Raw genomic sequence first — 17,346 nt, 5'->3', positions numbered from 1 at the left:
CGGGAGGCAAGCTCCCGCGCGGCGACATCCTACCAGTCACCGCCGCAAGGCAGTCAACCGGGCGACCAACAACTTACTTGTGGTCTTTGACTTCTTCGAACTCGGCGTCGACAACGTCGTCAGCCTTCTCAGCCGACTCGCCTTGCGGGGCCGCGCCATCAGCTGGCTGAGCCTGTTCGGCGTACATCTTTTGAGCAACCGGAGCGGAGACTTTCGACAGCTCTTCAACCTTGGCTTCGATGGCAGCCTTGTCGTCGCCTTTGACGGCGGCTTCCAGAGCAACCACTGCAGCTTCGATTGCAGTCTTCTCTTCGGCGGTGACCTTGTCGCCCGCGTCAGCGACCATCTTGCGAGTCGAGTGCACCAGTGCATCACCCTGGTTACGGGCAGCGGCCAGCTCTTCGAACTTGCGGTCTTCCTCGGCATTCGCCTCGGCGTCACGCACCATGCGCTCGATTTCTTCGTCGGACAGACCGGAGTTGGCCTTGATCACGATCGACTGGGTCTTGCCGGTAGCCTTGTCTTTCGCGCCGACGTGCAGGATGCCGTTGGCGTCGATGTCGAAGGTCACTTCGATCTGCGGCACGCCACGTGGAGCTGGTGGAATGTCGGCCAGGTCGAACTTGCCCAGCGATTTGTTCTGTGCGGCTTGCTTGCGCTCACCTTGCAGAACGTGAATGGTCACAGCGCCCTGGTTGTCGTCAGCAGTCGAGAACACTTGCGATTTCTTGGTAGGAATCGTGGTGTTTTTCTCGATCAGCGCAGTCATCACGCCACCCATGGTTTCGATACCCAGGGTCAGCGGACTGACGTCGAGCAGCAGCACGTCTTTCACGTCACCGGCCAGAACAGCGCCCTGGATCGCAGCACCCATGGCAACGGCTTCGTCCGGGTTGACGTCTTTACGCGCTTCTTTACCGAAGAAATCGGTCACCAGCTTCTGCACCAGCGGCATGCGAGTCTGACCACCGACCAGAATCACGTCGTTGATCGCGCTGACGTCGATACCGGCGTCTTTCATGGCAATGCGGCAAGGTTCGATGGTGCGCTGAACCAGGTCTTCAACCAGTGCTTCGAGCTTGGCACGCGAGATCTTCACGTTCAGGTGCTTAGGACCGGTCGCGTCTGCAGTGATGTACGGCAGGTTGACGTCGGTCGACTGAGCGGACGACAGCTCGATCTTGGCTTTCTCAGCGGCTTCTTTCAGACGCTGCATCGCCAGCGGGTCACCTTTGAGGTTCATGCCGCTTTCTTTCTTGAATTCGTCAACGAGGTAGTCGATCAGACGAATGTCGAAGTCTTCACCGCCGAGGAAGGTGTCACCGTTGGTGGCCAACACTTCGAACTGGTGCTCACCGTCAACTTCAGCGATTTCGATAACGGATACGTCGAAGGTACCGCCACCCAGGTCATAAACGATCACGGTGTGATCGCCCTTGGCCTTGTCCATACCGTAAGCCAGAGCAGCTGCGGTTGGCTCGTTGATGATACGTTTTACGTCCAGACCCGCGATGCGGCCCGCGTCTTTGGTAGCCTGACGCTGGCTGTCGTTGAAGTAGGCCGGAACGGTGATCACCGCTTCGGTCACTGCCTCGCCAAGGTAGTCTTCGGCGGTCTTCTTCATCTTCTTCAGAATTTCAGCCGAGATTTGTGGCGGTGCCATTTTCTGGCCGTTCACTTCTACCCAGGCATCGTTGTTGTCAGCCTTGACGATCTTGTAAGGGACCATCTGGATGTCTTTCTGCACAACTTCTTCGTCGAAACGACGACCGATCAGACGCTTTACCGCGTACAGGGTGTTGTGCGGGTTGGTTACAGCCTGACGCTTGGCCGACTGACCTACCAGAATTTCGCCATCGTTGGCGTAAGCGATGATCGACGGCGTGGTACGCGCGCCTTCAGCGTTTTCAATAACTTTGGCTTTGCCGTTTTCCAGCACGGAGACGCAGGAGTTGGTAGTCCCCAGGTCGATACCGATAATTTTGCCCATGTTCACTCTCCCGAAACTTTGGATTTTGTTGCCGCAGCAGTGGTGGCTGACTGCGGTAGCACTTAAACGCTTGACTTCTAAATGGGGGCCTTGCGGCTAATTTCAAGCCTGCTCGTCAATCGAAGGCGAAACCGGTGCCGGCGCCTTGCTGACCACGACCATCGCCGGGCGCAGCAGGCGACCATTGAGCTGGTAGCCCTTCTGGAAAACCTTCAACACGCTGTTCGGCTCGACGTCGGCGCTTTCCTGCATGGCCATTGCCTGATGGTGAACGGCGTTGAACGGTTCGCCATGCGGATCGATCGCTTCAAGCTGGTAGCGCTTGAGGGTGTCGTGGAACATTTTGAGGGTCAGCTCGATGCCTTCGCGCATCGGACGGATGCTTTCGTCGTCCGGGCTCGACAGCTCGAGGCCGCGCTCCAGGCTGTCGACAATCGGCAGCAGGTCGCTGGCGAATTTTTCCAAGGCAAACTTGTGCGCCTTCTCGACGTCCTGCTCGGCACGGCGGCGAACGTTCTGCAGATCGGCAGCAACACGCAGAGACTGATCCTGCGCGGCGGCCAATTGCTCTTCGAGCACTTGCACACGGGTCGCCAGGTCGTCACCCGAACCTTCGGGCGCCTGATTGGCTTCTGGGTTTTGCGTATCTACTGTCTGTTCGTCAGCCATAGAATTCTCCTTTCAATTTCGTCCGCGAGCCTGACTCGCGCTTCTGCCCCGATATATGGGGCCGCAAAATCAGGCTTCAAGGGCTGGAATCGATTGTCCTTACAAAAAAGTGCTGATTAATCATTCTGGAACGCGCTAGGAAAACATTTTGATCAATCAAATCGAGCTAAGCGAGGGCATTGTCAGGCCTGAACAAAACACTGTATAAATAACCAGACCTCAAGCCTGGGAGCGGCCTTTATGCTGGTGCACCTGTCCGTACACAACTACGCCATCGTTGAACATCTCGATCTTGAACTCGATCGCGGGATGAGCGTGATCACAGGGGAAACCGGCGCCGGCAAGTCGATCATGCTCGACGCCCTGGGCCTCACCCTCGGCGATCGCGCCGACAGCGGCGTGGTTCGCCCGGGCGCTGATAAAGCCGACATTCTTGCCACTTTCGATCTGGCTGATATCCCCGAAGCCAGCGCCTGGCTGGCCGAGCGCGATCTGGAAAATGACGGGCCGTGCATCCTGCGCCGGGTCATCACCTCGGAAGGTCGTTCGCGCGGCTATATCAACGGCACACCCTGCCCGCTTGGCGACCTTAAAGCCTTGGGCGAGCTGCTGATCGATATCCACAGCCAGCACGAACATCAGTCGCTGCTGAAGACCGACACCCATCGCCGCCTGCTTGACGAATACGCCGGCGCGACCGATCTGGCGCGTCAGGTGCAACTGGCCGCACAGCGCTGGCGTCAGACTCGCCAGGAACTGGAGCGGCTCTCCAACTCCGGCGACGAACAACGCGCACGTCATCAATTGCTCAGCTATCAGCTCGAAGAATTGGAAAACCTCGGTCTCGGCGAAAATGAACTGGAACAGCTGGAGCAGGAACACAAGAACCTGACCAACGCCGAAACCTTGCTGGGCATTTGCCGGCAAGTGGTCGAGCAATGCAGCGAAAGCGACTCCGGGAATGTGCTGAATGCGCTGACCGCCAGCCTCAATCGACTTTCCAGCGTAAACAGTTCGGTGGGTGCGCTGGGTGAAGCCAGCAGTCTGCTGACCAGCGCACAGATTCAGGTGGAAGAAGCGGTCGGCGAGCTCAACCGCTTTCTCGATAACTTCGATGCCGACCCTGCTCGCCTGCAATACCTCGAAGAACGCCTCGACGCGATCTACACCCTGGCGCGCAAACACCGGATTCAACCGACCGAAGTCGGCGAGATGCAGCAGAAGCTGCTGGATGAAATCGAAACCCTCAACGCCAACGATGAATCCATCGAGCGCCTGGGTGAGGAACTGGCGTCCTATGCCCGCCACTATCAAGAGAAAGCACGCGAGCTGAGCGACCTTCGTCATCAAGCCGCCGGCAGCCTCGCCAGTGCGGTGGAGCAGGAAATCCAGCGCCTGGGCATGCCCGGCGGCCGATTCACCATCGAACTGAAAGCCAACAGCAGCGACGAGTTGCTGCCAAACGGGCTGGAACAGGTCGAACTGCTGGTCAGCGCCAATCCCGGCCAACCGCTCAAGGCGCTGGCAAAAGTCGCCTCCGGTGGTGAGCTGTCGCGGATCAGTCTGGCAATTCAGGTCATTACCGCCCAGACCTCCCGCGTGCCGACGCTGGTATTCGACGAAGTGGACGTAGGTATCGGCGGCCCGACTGCGGAGATCGTCGGCCAGTTACTGCGCCGTCTCGGTGATCGCGGCCAGGTCCTGACCGTGACGCACTTGCCGCAAGTGGCGGCGCAAGGGCATCAGCATCTGTTCGTGCATAAGGTCCGTGACGAGAAGGCGACTCACACCGCCGTCGCAAAGCTGAGCAAGAACGAGCGCATCGAAGAAGTCGCGCGCATGCTCGGCGGCATCGATCTGACCAAGGAGTCTCTGGCCCACGCGAAAAAAATGGTGGTGACCGCCAAGGCCTGACAAACGGTAGAAAGCACGAAGGCGACCCTTGGGTCGCCTTCGTTCGTTTCGCGAATGTGAAATTCGCGCGACATGCTTACTTTTTCTTGCGTACGTACAGCACCAGGTTGTGATCAACCATTTCGAAGCCATGCTTCTCGACGATCGATTTCTGAAGTTTTTCGATTTCTTCGTCGAAGAATTCGATCACTTCACCCGATTCCACGTTGACCATATGGTCGTGGTGGCCACCGTCAGCCAGTTCGAAGACCGCGTGGCCGCCGTCGAAGTTGTGGCGGACCACGAGGCCGGCCGCTTCGAACTGGGTCAGTACACGGTAAACCGTGGCCAGACCGACGTCCTCACCAGCTTCCATCAACGCCTTGTAGACGTCCTCGGCACTCATGTGGCGCTGCTCGGTAGAGTCGAGCATTTGCAGGATCTTGACCCGTGGCAGGGTCACTTTGAGGCCGGCTTTGCGTAGTTCGCTATTTTCAACCATGGTCAGCTTTCTCGCGATGCTGCTTCGCAGCTTCTCTTAATGCGGGTATGATCGGCGTTTACGTTGTCCCAGCCAAGATAGTGGAAGTCGCCCACCGATGCAAAACACCAAGCTCTTGCTAACCAGTTTCACCTTTGTGGGACTGCTCGCACTCGCCGGTTGTTCATTCCCCGGGGTTTACAAAATCGACATCCAGCAGGGCAATGTCGTCACGCAGGACATGATAGACCAGTTACGCCCGGGAATGACCCGGCCGCAAGTACGGTTTATCATGGGCAACCCTCTGCTTGCCGACACGTTCCATGCCGATCGCTGGGATTATCTGTACAGCCTGCAACCGGGTGGCGGTGAACGCCAGCAGGAACGAATCAGCGTTATCTTCAATTCCAACGACCAGCTTGTCAGCCTGTCCGGTGACTTCATGCCCGGCGTGAGCCGTGACGAAGCCATTCTCGGCAAGGACAGCGGTACTACCGTGACCGCGCCTGCTGAAAACGCCGACAAGCCAGAAGCTGAAAAGCCAGCCAAACCAGGCTCCTTGCTGGATCAGATCCAGAAGGACGTCGATGGTGTGGAAACCGTACCGGTTCCGACACCAGAGCCGCTGGACACCTCGCCGCAGTAAATGGCGAGGCAATAAAAAACCCGGAGATTCCGGGTTTTTTATTGCCGGCCGTTTGGCCTGATCAAATATTCCGCGCTTTTGCCTCAGCAGCCTTGGCCGCACGCAAACGTCGAACTTCTTTGGGATCAGCCAGCAGCGGTCGATAAATTTCGATGCGATCGCCCGCCTGAACAGGGCGAGAATCCGCGTCAGTCACGACCTTGCCAAAAATCCCTAGTGGGCACTCCGCCAGATTCAGCTCAGGAAACTCAGCCGCGATGCCCGATGCGTGCACCGCCGCCCGAACGCTAGCGCCTTCAGCTACGCTGATCGCACGCAGAACCTGCCGATCAACCGCCGCGTACACGACTTCTATCTCGATCACCGGCTTAACCATGCATCTGCTTGGCGCGCTGGCAGAAAGCATCAACCAGCTGGTTAGCCGCCTGATTGAACAGCGGGCCCAACGTAGCGCGCACCAGCGGCCCGGCATAATCGAACGACAGATCCAGACTGATCTTGCAGGCCTTTTCGTTCAGTGCCTTGAATACCCAGATGCCGTGCAACTGAGTGAACGGGCCCTCCTCAAGATTCATCTCGATCGACTGCCCCGGCACCAGCGTATTGCGCGTGACGAAATGCTGACTGAGGCCGCCCTTGGCCACGCCGACACTGGCGCGCATGTGTTCCGGGGAGCTTTCCAGCACTTCGGCCTCCGAGCACCACGGCAGAAACTCCGGGTACCGCGCGACATCGTTGACCAGGTCGTAGAGAAACTGCGCCGGGTACGGCAGAAGCGCGGATCGTTGGATATGTGTCGTCATGTAAGCGTTACTTCCAGAGCTGAGCGGCAAAGACTACAAGAATGCCGATAGGCGCCACGTAGCGCATCAAGAACAGGGACAGGGCAAACAGAACCGGGCTACGGATGGACAATTCATCCCGCACCGCTTCACGCCCCATCACCCATCCCGCGAACAGCACGAAACACAAGCCACCGAGGGGCAACATGATCCGCGAGGTGAAGAAATCGATCACGCCGAAGAAGTCGAGACCGCTCTGCGCACCCCATTGATAGAGGCTGAACGCTCCGCCTTCGTTCACGAAAAACTTGGCTTCCTTCCAGATATTGAAAGAAAACACCGTGCCCAGACCAACGAACCAGCAGGTGAACGCAAGCCAGAACGTCACCCAGATGCGGCTGATTTTAGTGCGCTCTACCAGGTAAGCCACCATTGGTTCGAGCAGGGAAATTGCCGAACTCCAGGCAGCCACCGCGACCAGCACGAAGAACACAACGCCCATCAACTGGCCGAAAAATACATTACCAAAAGCAAATGGCAGGCTGACGAACATCAGCCCCGGGCCTTCGCTTGGGTTCAGGCCAGCGGCGAACACAATCGGAAACAAAGCCAGACCGGCGACCAGCGATACAAAAGTATCCAGCAGCGCTACACCGACCACCGTGCCCGACAGCGAGGTGTTCTTCGGCATGTAGGCGCCGTAGATCATGATCGAACCGACGCCGACGCTCAGCGAGAAGAACGCGTGCCCCATCGCTGGCAGCAGGCCGTCGAGGACTTTTTCCGGGTGAAAGTCGAACATGAAATGTACGCCTTCCATGAAATGCCCGGTGGTCATGCTGTAGCCCAGCAGGACCAGAATCATCACGAACAGCAGCGGCATCATGATGCGCAGGCTGCGCTCAAGCCCGGCGACCACGCCTTTGGCGATCACGAAGGCCGACGCCAGCATGAAAATCGTGTGCCAAAGTGTCAGGCGCCATGGGTTGGAGATGACATTGCCGAAATAGGCGCCGACCTGATCAGCCGTCGCGCCCTGGAAATCGCCACGACCCATGTCGACGATGTAATCCAGCGACCAGCCGCCGACCACACTGTAGAAAGACAGAATCAGCAGGGCCGTGATCATCCCGGCAAACGCGCCCCACGACCATTTCGCCGAGTGTCCCGCTTCCAGCGCCAGCACCTTCAGGGCATTCGCCGGACTTTGCCGGGCGCGCCGGCCGATCAGGGTTTCCGCGAGCATGACCGGGACACCGATGAGCGCGATGCACGCCAGGAACATCAGCACAAAGGCGCCGCCGCCGTAGACCCCGACCATGTAGGGGAACTTCCAGATACTACCCAGTCCCACGGCCGAACCGGTCGCGGCGAGTATGAATACCCAGCGGCTAGCCCAACTGCCGTGGACAGAAACCTTGTCTGTCGACATCGTTTATCACGCCCAAGCGTTAGAAAAAGAGGCCGCATTGTCCGGGATTCACTCAACCTGCTCAAGCACGCAGCAACACCGTAGCCGACAGCCGAACAACTCCATATAATGCCGCCCCTATGGCTAAACAGAAGAAACACCCAACAGGGACCATCGCGCAGAACAAAAAGGCGCGACACGATTACTTCATCGAGCACAAGTTCGAGGCTGGTCTGGTCCTGGCCGGCTGGGAAGTAAAAAGTCTGCGGGCGAGCAAGTTGCAGCTGGTCGATAGCTATGTGCTGCTCAAGGATGGCGAAGCATGGTTGCTCGGCAGCCACATCACGCCGTTGATGACCGCAAGCACTCACGTCATCGCCGACCCGGTGCGCACTCGCAAACTGCTGCTCAACCGCCGCGAGCTGGACAAGCTTGCCGCCGCCGTGCAGCAAAAGGGTTACGCCTGCGTCTGCCTGTCCTGGTACTGGAGCAAGCACATGGTCAAGTGCGAAATCGCTCTGGGCAAGGGCAAGAAGGAATACGACAAGCGTGACACCGAGCGCGAGCGCGATGCCGGTCGTGAATTGCAGCGTGCGGTGCGCAACAAGGGCAAGGAAGACTGATCTTCCACCTTTAGCGCCAATTCGCGAGCAGGCTCGCTCCCACCTTGGAATGCATTTCAAAGGTGGGAGCGAGCCTGCTCGCGAAAGCTATTTCAGCATCAACCCAACCACATCTGATCACATCCCCTTGCGCCGCTCCGCCCGAGCCATGCGCTGCACCTCCTGACGCACCTCTTCCAGCACTTCCTGCACATACAGAATATGTCGGCTGGACACTTCCCGCGCCTGCTCGGCACGCCCTTCGATAATCGCCAGATACAATTCCCGATGCTGCGAGATCAGCATGTCGCGGGTTTCCGTGCGCTGCTTGTACATGCCGCCGATGTTGGTCACGACATTGCGCTTGAGCAGATCGAACAAGCCGCGAATCGTATGCAGCAACACCGCGTTATGGCTGGCCTCGGCAATCGCCAGATGAAATTTCGCATCCGCCGCGCCCTCTTCCGCGCGACTGACTTCGTCGTGGCGTGAGTAGCAGTCCTGCAGCTCTTCGAATGCAGCCGTCAGGCGCTCGCGATCGACATCGGTGGCGCGCAATGCGGCGTAATAGGCGCACGATGCCTCCAGGGTATGCCGGAATTCGAGCAAATCACGTTGCGCTTCGGGATTGCTTTCAAGCAATTGCAGCAGTGGATCGCTGAACGTCGATCCGAGACCCTCCACCACATAATTGCCGCCGCCCTGGCGACTGACCAGCAAGCCTTTGGCCGCCAGTTTCTGAATCGCCTCGCGCAATGACGGGCGTGATACGCCAAATTGTTCGGCCAGCGTGCGCTCGGCCGGCAACCGCTCGCCCGACTTCAGCGTGCCCTCAAGGATCATCCCTTCGAGGCGCTCGACAATATCGTCAGACAAACGGCGCTGACGTATCTGATCAAAGCCCATAACTCATTTCTCCACGATCCCGACCGCTCGCCGGGGTGTCTATTCTGGCCTATCCGCGCGCCGCCGACACCTGCCAGACGCCACTTCGCCAAAGCGGATCAGTTGCCCTCTGCACCGCATCTTCGACGAAAGTTTCAGAGCGGCAAATTGACACACCGCTACCAAGGCTTTTACCCTAGCCGACAGCGCTTGTAAATTGGTATTACCAATTATCCAAGATTGCTCACAGTGCCTGACCAACAACAATTAGGGGCCACCCCACCATGCAAACCTGGCAACAGCTCTACAGTCCGCTCGGCAGTCTTGGCGTCTCCGCTCTCGCGGCCGTCATTCCCATCGTGTTCTTCTTTCTCGCATTGGCGGTGTTCCGCCTCAAAGGCCATGTGGCCGGCAGCATCACCCTCGCACTTTCGATTGCCGTGGCGATTTTCGCCTTCCAGATGCCAGTGGACATGGCGTTCGCCGCCGCTGGTTACGGTTTCGCTTATGGTCTGTGGCCGATTGCCTGGATCATTGTCGCGGCAGTGTTCCTCTACAAGCTGACGGTGAAGAGCGGTCAGTTCGAGGTCATCCGTAGCTCGGTCCTGTCGATCACCGATGACCAGCGTTTGCAGGTGTTGCTGATCGGTTTCTGCTTCGGCGCATTTCTGGAAGGTGCCGCCGGTTTCGGTGCGCCGGTCGCGATTACTGCCGCACTCCTTGTAGGGCTGGGCTTCAACCCGCTGTACGCCGCCGGCTTGTGCCTGATTGCCAACACCGCGCCGGTGGCGTTCGGCGCGCTGGGGATTCCGATCATCGTGGCGGGCCAGGTCACTGGCATCGACGCCTTCAAGATCGGCGCCATGACCGGTCGCCAGCTGCCACTGCTGTCGCTGTTCGTGCCGTTCTGGCTGGTGTTCATGATGGACGGCCTGCGCGGTGTGCGCGAAACCTGGCCAGCCGCGCTGGTGGCAGGCTTGAGTTTCGCCATCACCCAATACTTCACTTCCAACTTCATCGGCCCGGAACTGCCGGACATCACCTCGGCACTGGCCAGCCTGATTTCCCTGACCCTGTTCCTCAAGGTCTGGCAACCACGCCGCGCCGCCGGCCAGCACATCGTTGGCGCCGTATCCGCTTCAGTGGTCAGCGCCAGCGTCGGCGGTTTCGGCCAGAAGCGCACCACCGTCGCTTCGCCCTACAGCCTCGGGGAAATTTTCAAGGCGTGGTCGCCGTTCCTGATCCTCACTGTGCTGGTGACGATCTGGACGCTGAAGCCTTTCAAAGCCATGTTCGCTGCCGGCGGTTCGATGTACAGCTGGGTGTTCAACTTCGCGATTCCGCACCTTGATCAACTGGTGATCAAGACTGCGCCGATCGTGGCCAACCCGACCGCGATTCCAGCGGTATTCAAACTCGATCCGATTTCCGCCACCGGCACGGCGATTTTCTTCTCCGCGCTGATTTCGATGCTGGTACTGAAGATCAATTTCAAAACTGGTCTGACCACTTTGAAAGAGACCTTCTACGAACTGCGCTGGCCAATCCTGTCGATCGGCATGGTGCTGGCGTTCGCCTTCGTCACCAACTACTCCGGCATGTCCTCGACCATGGCCCTGGTGCTGGCGGGTACTGGCGCCGCGTTCCCGTTCTTTTCGCCATTCCTCGGTTGGCTGGGCGTATTCCTCACCGGTTCGGATACTTCGTCGAACGCGCTGTTCAGTTCGTTGCAAGCGACCACCGCCCACCAGATCGGCGTCAACGACACTTTGCTGGTGGCGGCCAATACCAGCGGCGGCGTGACCGGCAAGATGATCTCGCCGCAATCGATCGCCGTGGCCTGCGCCGCGACCGGTCTGGTCGGCAAGGAATCGGATCTGTTCCGCTTCACCCTCAAGCACAGCCTATTCTTTGCAACGATTGTCGGTTTGATCACCCTGGCTCAGGCCTACTGGTTCACCGGCATGCTGGTGCACTAAACCTACAAGACGCCTACAAGAAAGACGGAAATAACCGACGCCGGCCCGTGATCCGGCGTCAGCAATTCACCACCGGGTCTGTAAGGCTGCTGAAAGCAATGCGCTTTATATTCGGCAGCCGCAGCAGACGGATAACCGGGCCCACCCGGAGACACGCCTGATGAGCGAGCTTTTTTACAACGCTGTGCCGAACGCGACCCGCGTGGCACCGCCACTGCCCGAACCTCGGCAATACCCCAGCGAGAAACCGTCGCGGGTCTACCTGTTCGGCACGTGTGTGGTCGACCTGTTCTACCCCGAAGCCGGGATGGACGCGATCCATCTGCTGGAGCGCGAAGGGATCCGGGTCGAGTATCCGCAAGGGCAGAGCTGCTGCGGCCAACCGGCCTACACCTCGGGTTACACCGAGCAGGCGCGGACGGTGGCGCGCTCGCAACTGGCGCTGTTTGCCGGGGATTATCCGGTGGTGGTTCCCTCGGGTTCCTGCGCCGGCATGCTGCGCGAGCATTACGCCGACTTGTTCAAGGATGAGCCGGAAACGTTGAAACAGGTGCGGGCCCTTGCGGCTCGCACTTATGAACTGGCCGAGTTTCTGCTGTTCGTCTGCAAGGTGCAGCTCAAGGACAGCGGCGAACCGGTGAAAGTCGCGCTGCACACCTCGTGTTCGGCACGCCGCGAAATGAATACCCACCTGCACGGCCGCGAGTTGTTGGCGCAGTTGAGCAATGTGGAGCGGGTCAATCACGACCACGAAAGCGAATGCTGTGGCTTCGGTGGGACATTCAGCGTCCGTATGCCAGACATTTCCGGCGCGATGGTGGCTGACAAGACCCGCGCATTGAAGGAGTCCGGCGCGCACAAGGTACTGAGTGCCGACTGCGGCTGTTTGATGAACATCAACGGCGCGCTGGAGAAACAGCAGCAAGCGTTGCGCGGGCAACATCTGGCGAGCTTCCTCTGGCAGCGAACCGGAGGTGCGCAATGAGCACCTCGACGATTATTCCTACGGTCGCCGTAGAAGAAGATTTCCGCACCCGGGCACACAATGCCTTGGGTGATCAGCAGCTGCGGAACAACTTCCGCACTGCCATGGATTCACTGATGACCAAGCGGGCAGCGGCTTTCAGCGATGCCCACGAAAGAGAACATTTGCGCGCACTGGGCAATTCGATCAAGGCCCGCGCGCTGTCCAAGTTGCCCGACCTGCTCGAGCAACTGGAACAGAACCTGACCCGCAACGGTGTGACAGTGCACTGGGCGGAAACGGTGGACGAGGCCAATGGCATCGTCCTGTCGATCATCCGCGCTCACGAGGCGCGGCAAGTGATCAAGGGCAAATCGATGGTCAGCGAAGAGATGGAGATGAACCATTTCCTCGAGGCTCGGGACATTGAATGTCTGGAGTCCGACATGGGGGAGTACATCGTCCAGCTCGACCACGAGAAGCCTTCACACATCATTATGCCGGCGATCCACAAGAATGCCGGTCAGGTCGCGTCCTTGTTCCACGACAAACTTGGCGTGGAATACACCAAGGACGTTGACCAACTCATTCAGATCGGTCGCAGGGTCCTGCGGCAGAAATTCTTCGAAGCCGACATCGGCGTCTCCGGCGTCAACTTCGCCGTGGCCGAAACCGGCACCCTGCTGCTGGTGGAAAACGAAGGCAACGGGCGCATGACCACCACCGTGCCACCGGTGCATATCGCCGTCACCGGCATCGAAAAAGTCGTGGAGAACCTGCGCGACGTGGTGCCGCTGCTGTCACTGCTGACGCGCTCGGCGCTGGGCATTCCGATCACCACTTACGTCAACATGATCTCCGGCCCGCGCAAGGAACACGAACTCGACGGCCCGCAGGAAGTGCATCTGGTGCTGCTCGACAACGGTCGCAGCCAGGCCTTCGCCGACAGTGAATTGCGCCAGACCCTGAACTGCATCCGCTGCGGCGCCTGCATGAATCATTGCCCGGTTTACACCCGAGTCGGCGGCCACACATATGGCGAGGTGTACCCGGGGCCGATCGGCAAAATCATCACCCCGCACATGGTCGGCCTGGCCAAGGTCCCGGATCACCCGAGCGCATCGTCATTGTGCGGCGCCTGCGGTGAAGTCTGCCCGGTGAAGATTCCGATCCCGGCGATCCTGCGCCGTCTGCGCGAGGAAAACGTCAAAGCCCCGGACGCACCGAATCAGGTGATGCGCGGCCAGGGCAGCAAATATTCGCGCAAGGAGCGCTTCATCTGGAACGCCTGGGCCAGACTCAACAGCTCGCCGACGCTGTACCGCTTGTTCGCTTTTTTCGCCACGCGCCTGCGCGCCCTTGCGCCGAGCAATGTCGGCCCATGGACGCAAAACCACAGCGCGCCAAAACCGGCCGCGCGTTCGTTGCATGACATGGCCCGCGAGCATCTGGGCAAACAGGGAGAGCGTCGATGAGCGCCAAGCAAAATATCCTCGGCAAGCTGCGGAAAAGTCTGACCGGCACCACGCCAATTGCCGACAACTTCGACGTCGATCTGGTCACTCAGCCCTACACCTACAGCGCCGAGCAACGCATCCCGCAACTGCGCAAACTGATGGAAGCGGTGCACACCGAAATCCACCTGACCTCGGGCGCCGAGTGGCCGGCATTACTGGCGCAACTGCTGCGCGACCGCCAATTGCCGAGCCTGCTGATCGCTCCGACAACAACCCACGGGCAACGCATCACACAGCACTGGGCGAATAATCCCGAGCTGCCTGCACTGAAATCCTACGACCGGCCAATGGAAGAGTGGAAAGCCGAACTGTTCAACGACACCCCGGCCAGCCTCACCGGCACCCTCGGTGCCATCGCCGCGACCGGCAGCCTGATTATCTGGCCAACCCGTGAGGAACCGCGCTTGATGAGCCTGGTGCCGCCGGTGCATTTCGCCCTGCTCAAGGCCAGCGAAATCCGCGACAACTTCTATCAGGTGCAAGAGGAATTCGAATGGGCGCAAGGCATGCCGACCAACGCGCTGCTGGTCTCCGGCCCGTCGAAAACCGCCGATATTGAACAGGTCCTGGCGTATGGCGCGCATGGCCCGAAAGATCTGGTCGTGCTGATTCTGGAGGATCAATGAGTCTTCCTGCCGCTTTCTTGCGTGATGCCGAGCAACTGATTCCAGCAGACCGGCGCTTCGACGATCCGCTGTCGACCCTGGCCTTTGGCACCGACGCCAGTTTCTATCGACTGATCCCGAAACTGGTGATCCGCGTTGAGTCCGAAGATGAGGTAGTGGCGCTGCTGCAACTGGCTCAGCGCGACAACGTGCCGGTGACCTTCCGCGCCGCCGGCACCAGCCTGTCCGGGCAGGCGATCAGCGACTCCGTGCTGATCGTGCTTGGGGATAACTGGAACGCCCGCGAGATTCGCGGCCAGGGCACGCAAATCCGCCTGCAACCGGGAGTGATCGGCGCGCAGGCCAACGCCTGGCTGGCACCGTTCGGACGCAAGATCGGCCCGGACCCGGCGTCGATCAATGCTTGCAAGATCGGCGGCATCGTCGCCAACAACGCCAGCGGCATGTGCTGTGGCACCGCGCAGAATACCTATCACACCCTGGCCGGGATTCGCTTGGTGCTGGCCGACGGCACGCGCCTCGACAGCGAAGACCCTGCCAGCGTCGCGGCATTTCGCTCAAGCCACGGAGAACTGCTCGAACGCTTGGCGACATTGGGTCGCGAGACCCGCGCCAACGCCGAACTGGCCGCAAGAATCCGCCACAAATACCGTCTGAAAAATACCACCGGCCTGTCGCTCAACGCCTTGGTGGATTTCGACGAGCCTGTGGATATCCTGAGCCACCTGCTGGTCGGCTCCGAAGGCACGCTCGGTTTCATCAGCGCGGTGACTTACGACACCGTCATCGATCACCCGAACAAGGCCTCGGCGCTGATCGTGTTCCCTGATGTCGAAACCTGCTGCAACGCGGTGACCGTGCTGAAAAGCCAACCGGTATCCGCCGTGGAACTGCTCGACCGACGCAGTCTGCGCTCGGTGCAGGACAAAAAAGGCATGCCCGCTTTCGTACAACTGTTGTCGGAAAATGCCTGCGCGCTGCTCATCGAATCCCGCGCCGCTTCGTCGACATTGCTACAGGAGCAACTGGCGCAAATCATGGCGTCCCTGCGCGATTTCCCCGTAGAGAAGCAGGTCGACTTCACCGAAGACCCGGTGGAAAACGCCCGACTCTGGGCCATCCGCAAAGACACCTTCCCCGCCGTCGGTGCCGTGCGCAAAACCGGCACCACGGTGATCATCGAAGACGTGACCTTCCCGGTCGAACAACTGGCCATCGGCGTCAATCGCCTGATCGAGCTGTTCGACAAACATGCCTACGACGAAGCGATCCTTTTCGGACACGCACTGGAAGGCAATCTGCACTTCGTCTTCACCCAAGGCTTCAACAGCCCGGAAGAAATCGCACGCTACCAAGCGTTCATGGACGACGTCGCGCAACTGGTCGCGGTGGAATTCGGCGGCTCGCTGAAAGCCGAACACGGCACCGGCCGCAACATGGCGCCGTTCGTGGAACTGGAATGGGGCAGCGACGCCTATCAACTGATGTGGCAGCTCAAACGCCTGCTCGACCCCAACGGCATTCTCAATCCGGACGTGGTGCTCAGCGAAGATCCGCAGATCCACCTCAAGCACCTGAAACCGCTGCCAGCGGCGGACGAGATTGTGGATAAGTGCATCGAGTGCGGTTTTTGCGAACCGGTCTGCCCATCGAAAGGCCTGACCCTGAGCCCGCGCCAGCGCATCGTGATCTGGCGTGATATCCAGGCGAAAAAGCGCGCCGGCGTCGACACTACAGAACTGGAAAAAGCCTACGAGTACCAAGGCATCGACACCTGCGCCGCGACCGGTCTGTGCGCGCAACGCTGCCCTGTAGGCATCAACACCGGCGAACTGGTGAAAAAGCTCCGTGGCCGACACGCCACGCATCAGAAAACCGCTGACTGGATCGAAGGAAATTTCGCCAAAACCCTGCAAGGCGCACGCTTCACCCTGCACGTCGCCAACGGCGCGCGAATGATGCTCGGCGCACCGCGTCTGGCAAAGTTGTCGGCGACGCTGACGCGCTTGTCCAAAGGCCAGGTGCCGCTGTGGACCAACGCCATGCCACAACCGGAAAAAGCCATTCGCTTCAGCCCGAGCGTGGCCGACGAGCGCCCGCGCGTGGTTTATCTGGCAGCTTGCGTCTCGCGGGTCATGGGCCCGGCGGCGGGCGACAAAGAACAGATGTCGCTATACGACAAAACCCGTGGCCTGCTGGAAAAGGCCGGTTACCAGGTAGTCTTTCCCGACAATCAGGACAACCTCTGTTGCGGCCAGCCATTCGCCTCCAAAGGTTACGCCGAACAGGCCGAGCACAAACGCCAGGAACTGATCAGCGCCCTGCTCCACGCCAGTCGCGGCGGCCTTGACCCGATCTATTGCGACACCAGCCCGTGTACGTTGCGACTGGTGCAGGACATCGGCGAAACGCGACTGGATCTGTACGATCCGGTGCGCTTCATCCGTACGCATCTGCTGGATCGCCTGGACTTCACACCCCAGGAAGCGCCGATTGCCGTCCACGTGACCTGCAGCACTCAGCACTTGGGCGAAAGCCAGGCGCTGATCGATCTGGCGCGCAAATGCAGCAAGACAGTGGTAATTCCCGAAGGCATACATTGCTGCGGATTTGCCGGCGACAAAGGCTTCACCACGCCGGAGCTGAACAGCCATTCGCTGCGTACGCTCAAGGACGCCGTGCAGCACTGCAGCGAGGGCATTTCCACCAGCCGCACCTGCGAAATCGGCCTGACCCAGCACGGTGGCATCGACTACCACGGACTGGTTTATCTGGTGGATCGGGTGACACGCGCAAAGGCCGTCTGAAAAAAAATAGAACTCTTGAGCGAGACGGCAATCCACAGAACAGGCCCTGACAAATCGGGGCTTTTCCTCCATTCGATGGCTCGCCCAGCGGTCA

Annotated in this window: 15 protein-coding genes; 8 read left to right on the top strand and 7 right to left on the bottom strand. The window is 59.5% G+C overall.

Annotated features, from left to right (window positions below; genetic code table 11):
- Positions 1 to 73 precede the first annotated feature (73 nt).
- Both dnaK and grpE read right to left on the bottom strand, forming a co-directional pair.
- Positions 74 to 1,990 (bottom strand): molecular chaperone DnaK, encoded by a 1,917-nt coding sequence (gene dnaK / locus PS14A_RS03080; protein WP_024011565.1) that lies wholly within the window; start codon positions 1,988 to 1,990, stop codon positions 74 to 76.
- 102 nt (positions 1,991 to 2,092) lie between these two features.
- Positions 2,093 to 2,659 (bottom strand): nucleotide exchange factor GrpE, encoded by a 567-nt coding sequence (gene grpE, locus PS14A_RS03075; RefSeq protein WP_016771768.1) that lies wholly within the window; start codon positions 2,657 to 2,659, stop codon positions 2,093 to 2,095.
- A 240-nt stretch (positions 2,660 to 2,899) separates the two neighbouring features.
- On the opposite strand from grpE, the gene recN reads away from it, so the two are divergent.
- Positions 2,900 to 4,573, top strand: coding sequence for a DNA repair protein RecN (recN, locus tag PS14A_RS03070; RefSeq protein WP_137215533.1), 1,674 nt, complete (start codon positions 2,900 to 2,902; stop codon positions 4,571 to 4,573).
- Positions 4,574 to 4,649: 76 nt separating this feature from the next.
- Here the strand turns inward: recN and fur are convergent, their stop codons facing one another.
- Positions 4,650 to 5,054: a ferric iron uptake transcriptional regulator gene (gene fur / locus PS14A_RS03065; RefSeq protein WP_016771770.1), complete on the bottom strand. Its 405-nt coding sequence runs from the start codon at positions 5,052 to 5,054 to the stop codon at positions 4,650 to 4,652.
- 97 nt (positions 5,055 to 5,151) lie between these two features.
- Here fur and PS14A_RS03060 point away from each other — a divergent pair, with 97 nt between their 5' ends.
- Positions 5,152 to 5,679, top strand: a complete 528-nt coding sequence (locus PS14A_RS03060) for an outer membrane protein assembly factor BamE (protein ID WP_016771771.1) — start codon at positions 5,152 to 5,154, stop codon at positions 5,677 to 5,679.
- Positions 5,680 to 5,740: 61 nt separating this feature from the next.
- On the opposite strand, the gene PS14A_RS03055 is transcribed toward PS14A_RS03060, so the two are convergent.
- From PS14A_RS03055 to PS14A_RS03045, 3 genes are read right to left on the bottom strand one after another with little or no spacing between them, the layout of a single operon-like run.
- Positions 5,741 to 6,055 (bottom strand): RnfH family protein, encoded by a 315-nt coding sequence (locus PS14A_RS03055; protein WP_212615293.1) that lies wholly within the window; start codon positions 6,053 to 6,055, stop codon positions 5,741 to 5,743.
- Positions 6,048 to 6,482, bottom strand: a complete 435-nt coding sequence (locus PS14A_RS03050; protein WP_016771773.1) for a type II toxin-antitoxin system RatA family toxin — start codon at positions 6,480 to 6,482, stop codon at positions 6,048 to 6,050. The genes PS14A_RS03055 and PS14A_RS03050 overlap by 8 nt, the downstream gene beginning before the upstream one ends.
- A gap of 7 nt (positions 6,483 to 6,489) precedes the next feature.
- Complete coding sequence (locus tag PS14A_RS03045) at positions 6,490 to 7,893, bottom strand: sodium-dependent transporter (RefSeq protein ID WP_212615292.1); 1,404 nt, start codon at positions 7,891 to 7,893, stop codon at positions 6,490 to 6,492.
- A gap of 119 nt (positions 7,894 to 8,012) precedes the next feature.
- Here PS14A_RS03045 and smpB point away from each other — a divergent pair, with 119 nt between their 5' ends.
- Complete coding sequence (gene smpB, locus PS14A_RS03040) at positions 8,013 to 8,495, top strand: SsrA-binding protein SmpB (protein WP_007953781.1); 483 nt, start codon at positions 8,013 to 8,015, stop codon at positions 8,493 to 8,495.
- Between the two features lie 117 nt (positions 8,496 to 8,612).
- Here smpB and PS14A_RS03035 read toward each other — a convergent pair whose 3' ends face one another.
- A complete protein-coding gene (locus tag PS14A_RS03035) occupies positions 8,613 to 9,380 on the bottom strand; it encodes an FCD domain-containing protein (protein WP_212615291.1) in 768 nt (255 codons plus the stop codon).
- Between the two features lie 263 nt (positions 9,381 to 9,643).
- Between PS14A_RS03035 and PS14A_RS03030 the strand changes: the two genes are divergently transcribed.
- From PS14A_RS03030 to PS14A_RS03010, 5 genes are all read left to right on the top strand, one after another.
- Positions 9,644 to 11,338 carry a lactate permease LctP family transporter gene (locus PS14A_RS03030; RefSeq protein WP_016771776.1) on the top strand — a complete coding sequence of 565 codons (1,695 nt, stop codon included), beginning with the start codon at positions 9,644 to 9,646 and terminating at the stop codon, positions 11,336 to 11,338.
- A gap of 160 nt (positions 11,339 to 11,498) precedes the next feature.
- The gene (locus PS14A_RS03025) at positions 11,499 to 12,323 is read left to right on the top strand and encodes a (Fe-S)-binding protein (protein WP_212615290.1); all 825 of its coding nucleotides are present in this window, start codon (positions 11,499 to 11,501) and stop codon (positions 12,321 to 12,323) included.
- Positions 12,320 to 13,777, top strand: coding sequence for a LutB/LldF family L-lactate oxidation iron-sulfur protein (locus PS14A_RS03020; RefSeq protein WP_212615289.1), 1,458 nt, complete (start codon positions 12,320 to 12,322; stop codon positions 13,775 to 13,777). Before PS14A_RS03025 ends, PS14A_RS03020 begins: the two co-directional genes overlap by 4 nt.
- The gene (locus tag PS14A_RS03015; protein ID WP_212615288.1) at positions 13,774 to 14,445 is read left to right on the top strand and encodes a lactate utilization protein; all 672 of its coding nucleotides are present in this window, start codon (positions 13,774 to 13,776) and stop codon (positions 14,443 to 14,445) included. The genes PS14A_RS03020 and PS14A_RS03015 overlap by 4 nt, the downstream gene beginning before the upstream one ends.
- The gene (locus PS14A_RS03010) at positions 14,442 to 17,252 is read left to right on the top strand and encodes an FAD-binding and (Fe-S)-binding domain-containing protein (protein ID WP_212615287.1); all 2,811 of its coding nucleotides are present in this window, start codon (positions 14,442 to 14,444) and stop codon (positions 17,250 to 17,252) included. Before PS14A_RS03015 ends, PS14A_RS03010 begins: the two co-directional genes overlap by 4 nt.
- Positions 17,253 to 17,346 lie beyond the last annotated feature (94 nt).

This window comes from Pseudomonas sp. 14A, from assembly GCF_018132745.1.
GTDB classification, from domain to species: Bacteria; Pseudomonadota; Gammaproteobacteria; order Pseudomonadales; family Pseudomonadaceae; genus Aquipseudomonas; species Aquipseudomonas mercuritolerans.
This window is presented reverse-complemented; position numbering and strand designations above follow the sequence as displayed.

Coding starts and splice junctions, on each gene's coding strand:
- PS14A_RS03020 (WP_212615289.1), top strand. CDS start 12,320: ATGAGCACCTCGACGATTATTCCTACGGTCGCCGTAGAAGAAGATTTC.
- PS14A_RS03030 (WP_016771776.1), top strand. CDS start 9,644: ATGCAAACCTGGCAACAGCTCTACAGTCCGCTCGGCAGTCTTGGCGTC.
- recN (WP_137215533.1), top strand. CDS start 2,900: ATGCTGGTGCACCTGTCCGTACACAACTACGCCATCGTTGAACATCTC.
- dnaK (WP_024011565.1), bottom strand. CDS start 1,990: ATGGGCAAAATTATCGGTATCGACCTGGGGACTACCAACTCCTGCGTC.
- PS14A_RS03015 (WP_212615288.1), top strand. CDS start 13,774: ATGAGCGCCAAGCAAAATATCCTCGGCAAGCTGCGGAAAAGTCTGACC.
- PS14A_RS03035 (WP_212615291.1), bottom strand. CDS start 9,380: ATGGGCTTTGATCAGATACGTCAGCGCCGTTTGTCTGACGATATTGTC.
- smpB (WP_007953781.1), top strand. CDS start 8,013: ATGGCTAAACAGAAGAAACACCCAACAGGGACCATCGCGCAGAACAAA.
- PS14A_RS03055 (WP_212615293.1), bottom strand. CDS start 6,055: ATGGTTAAGCCGGTGATCGAGATAGAAGTCGTGTACGCGGCGGTTGAT.
- PS14A_RS03060 (WP_016771771.1), top strand. CDS start 5,152: ATGCAAAACACCAAGCTCTTGCTAACCAGTTTCACCTTTGTGGGACTG.
- PS14A_RS03045 (WP_212615292.1), bottom strand. CDS start 7,893: ATGTCGACAGACAAGGTTTCTGTCCACGGCAGTTGGGCTAGCCGCTGG.
- grpE (WP_016771768.1), bottom strand. CDS start 2,659: ATGGCTGACGAACAGACAGTAGATACGCAAAACCCAGAAGCCAATCAG.
- PS14A_RS03050 (WP_016771773.1), bottom strand. CDS start 6,482: ATGACGACACATATCCAACGATCCGCGCTTCTGCCGTACCCGGCGCAG.
- PS14A_RS03025 (WP_212615290.1), top strand. CDS start 11,499: ATGAGCGAGCTTTTTTACAACGCTGTGCCGAACGCGACCCGCGTGGCA.
- fur (WP_016771770.1), bottom strand. CDS start 5,054: ATGGTTGAAAATAGCGAACTACGCAAAGCCGGCCTCAAAGTGACCCTG.
- PS14A_RS03010 (WP_212615287.1), top strand. CDS start 14,442: ATGAGTCTTCCTGCCGCTTTCTTGCGTGATGCCGAGCAACTGATTCCA.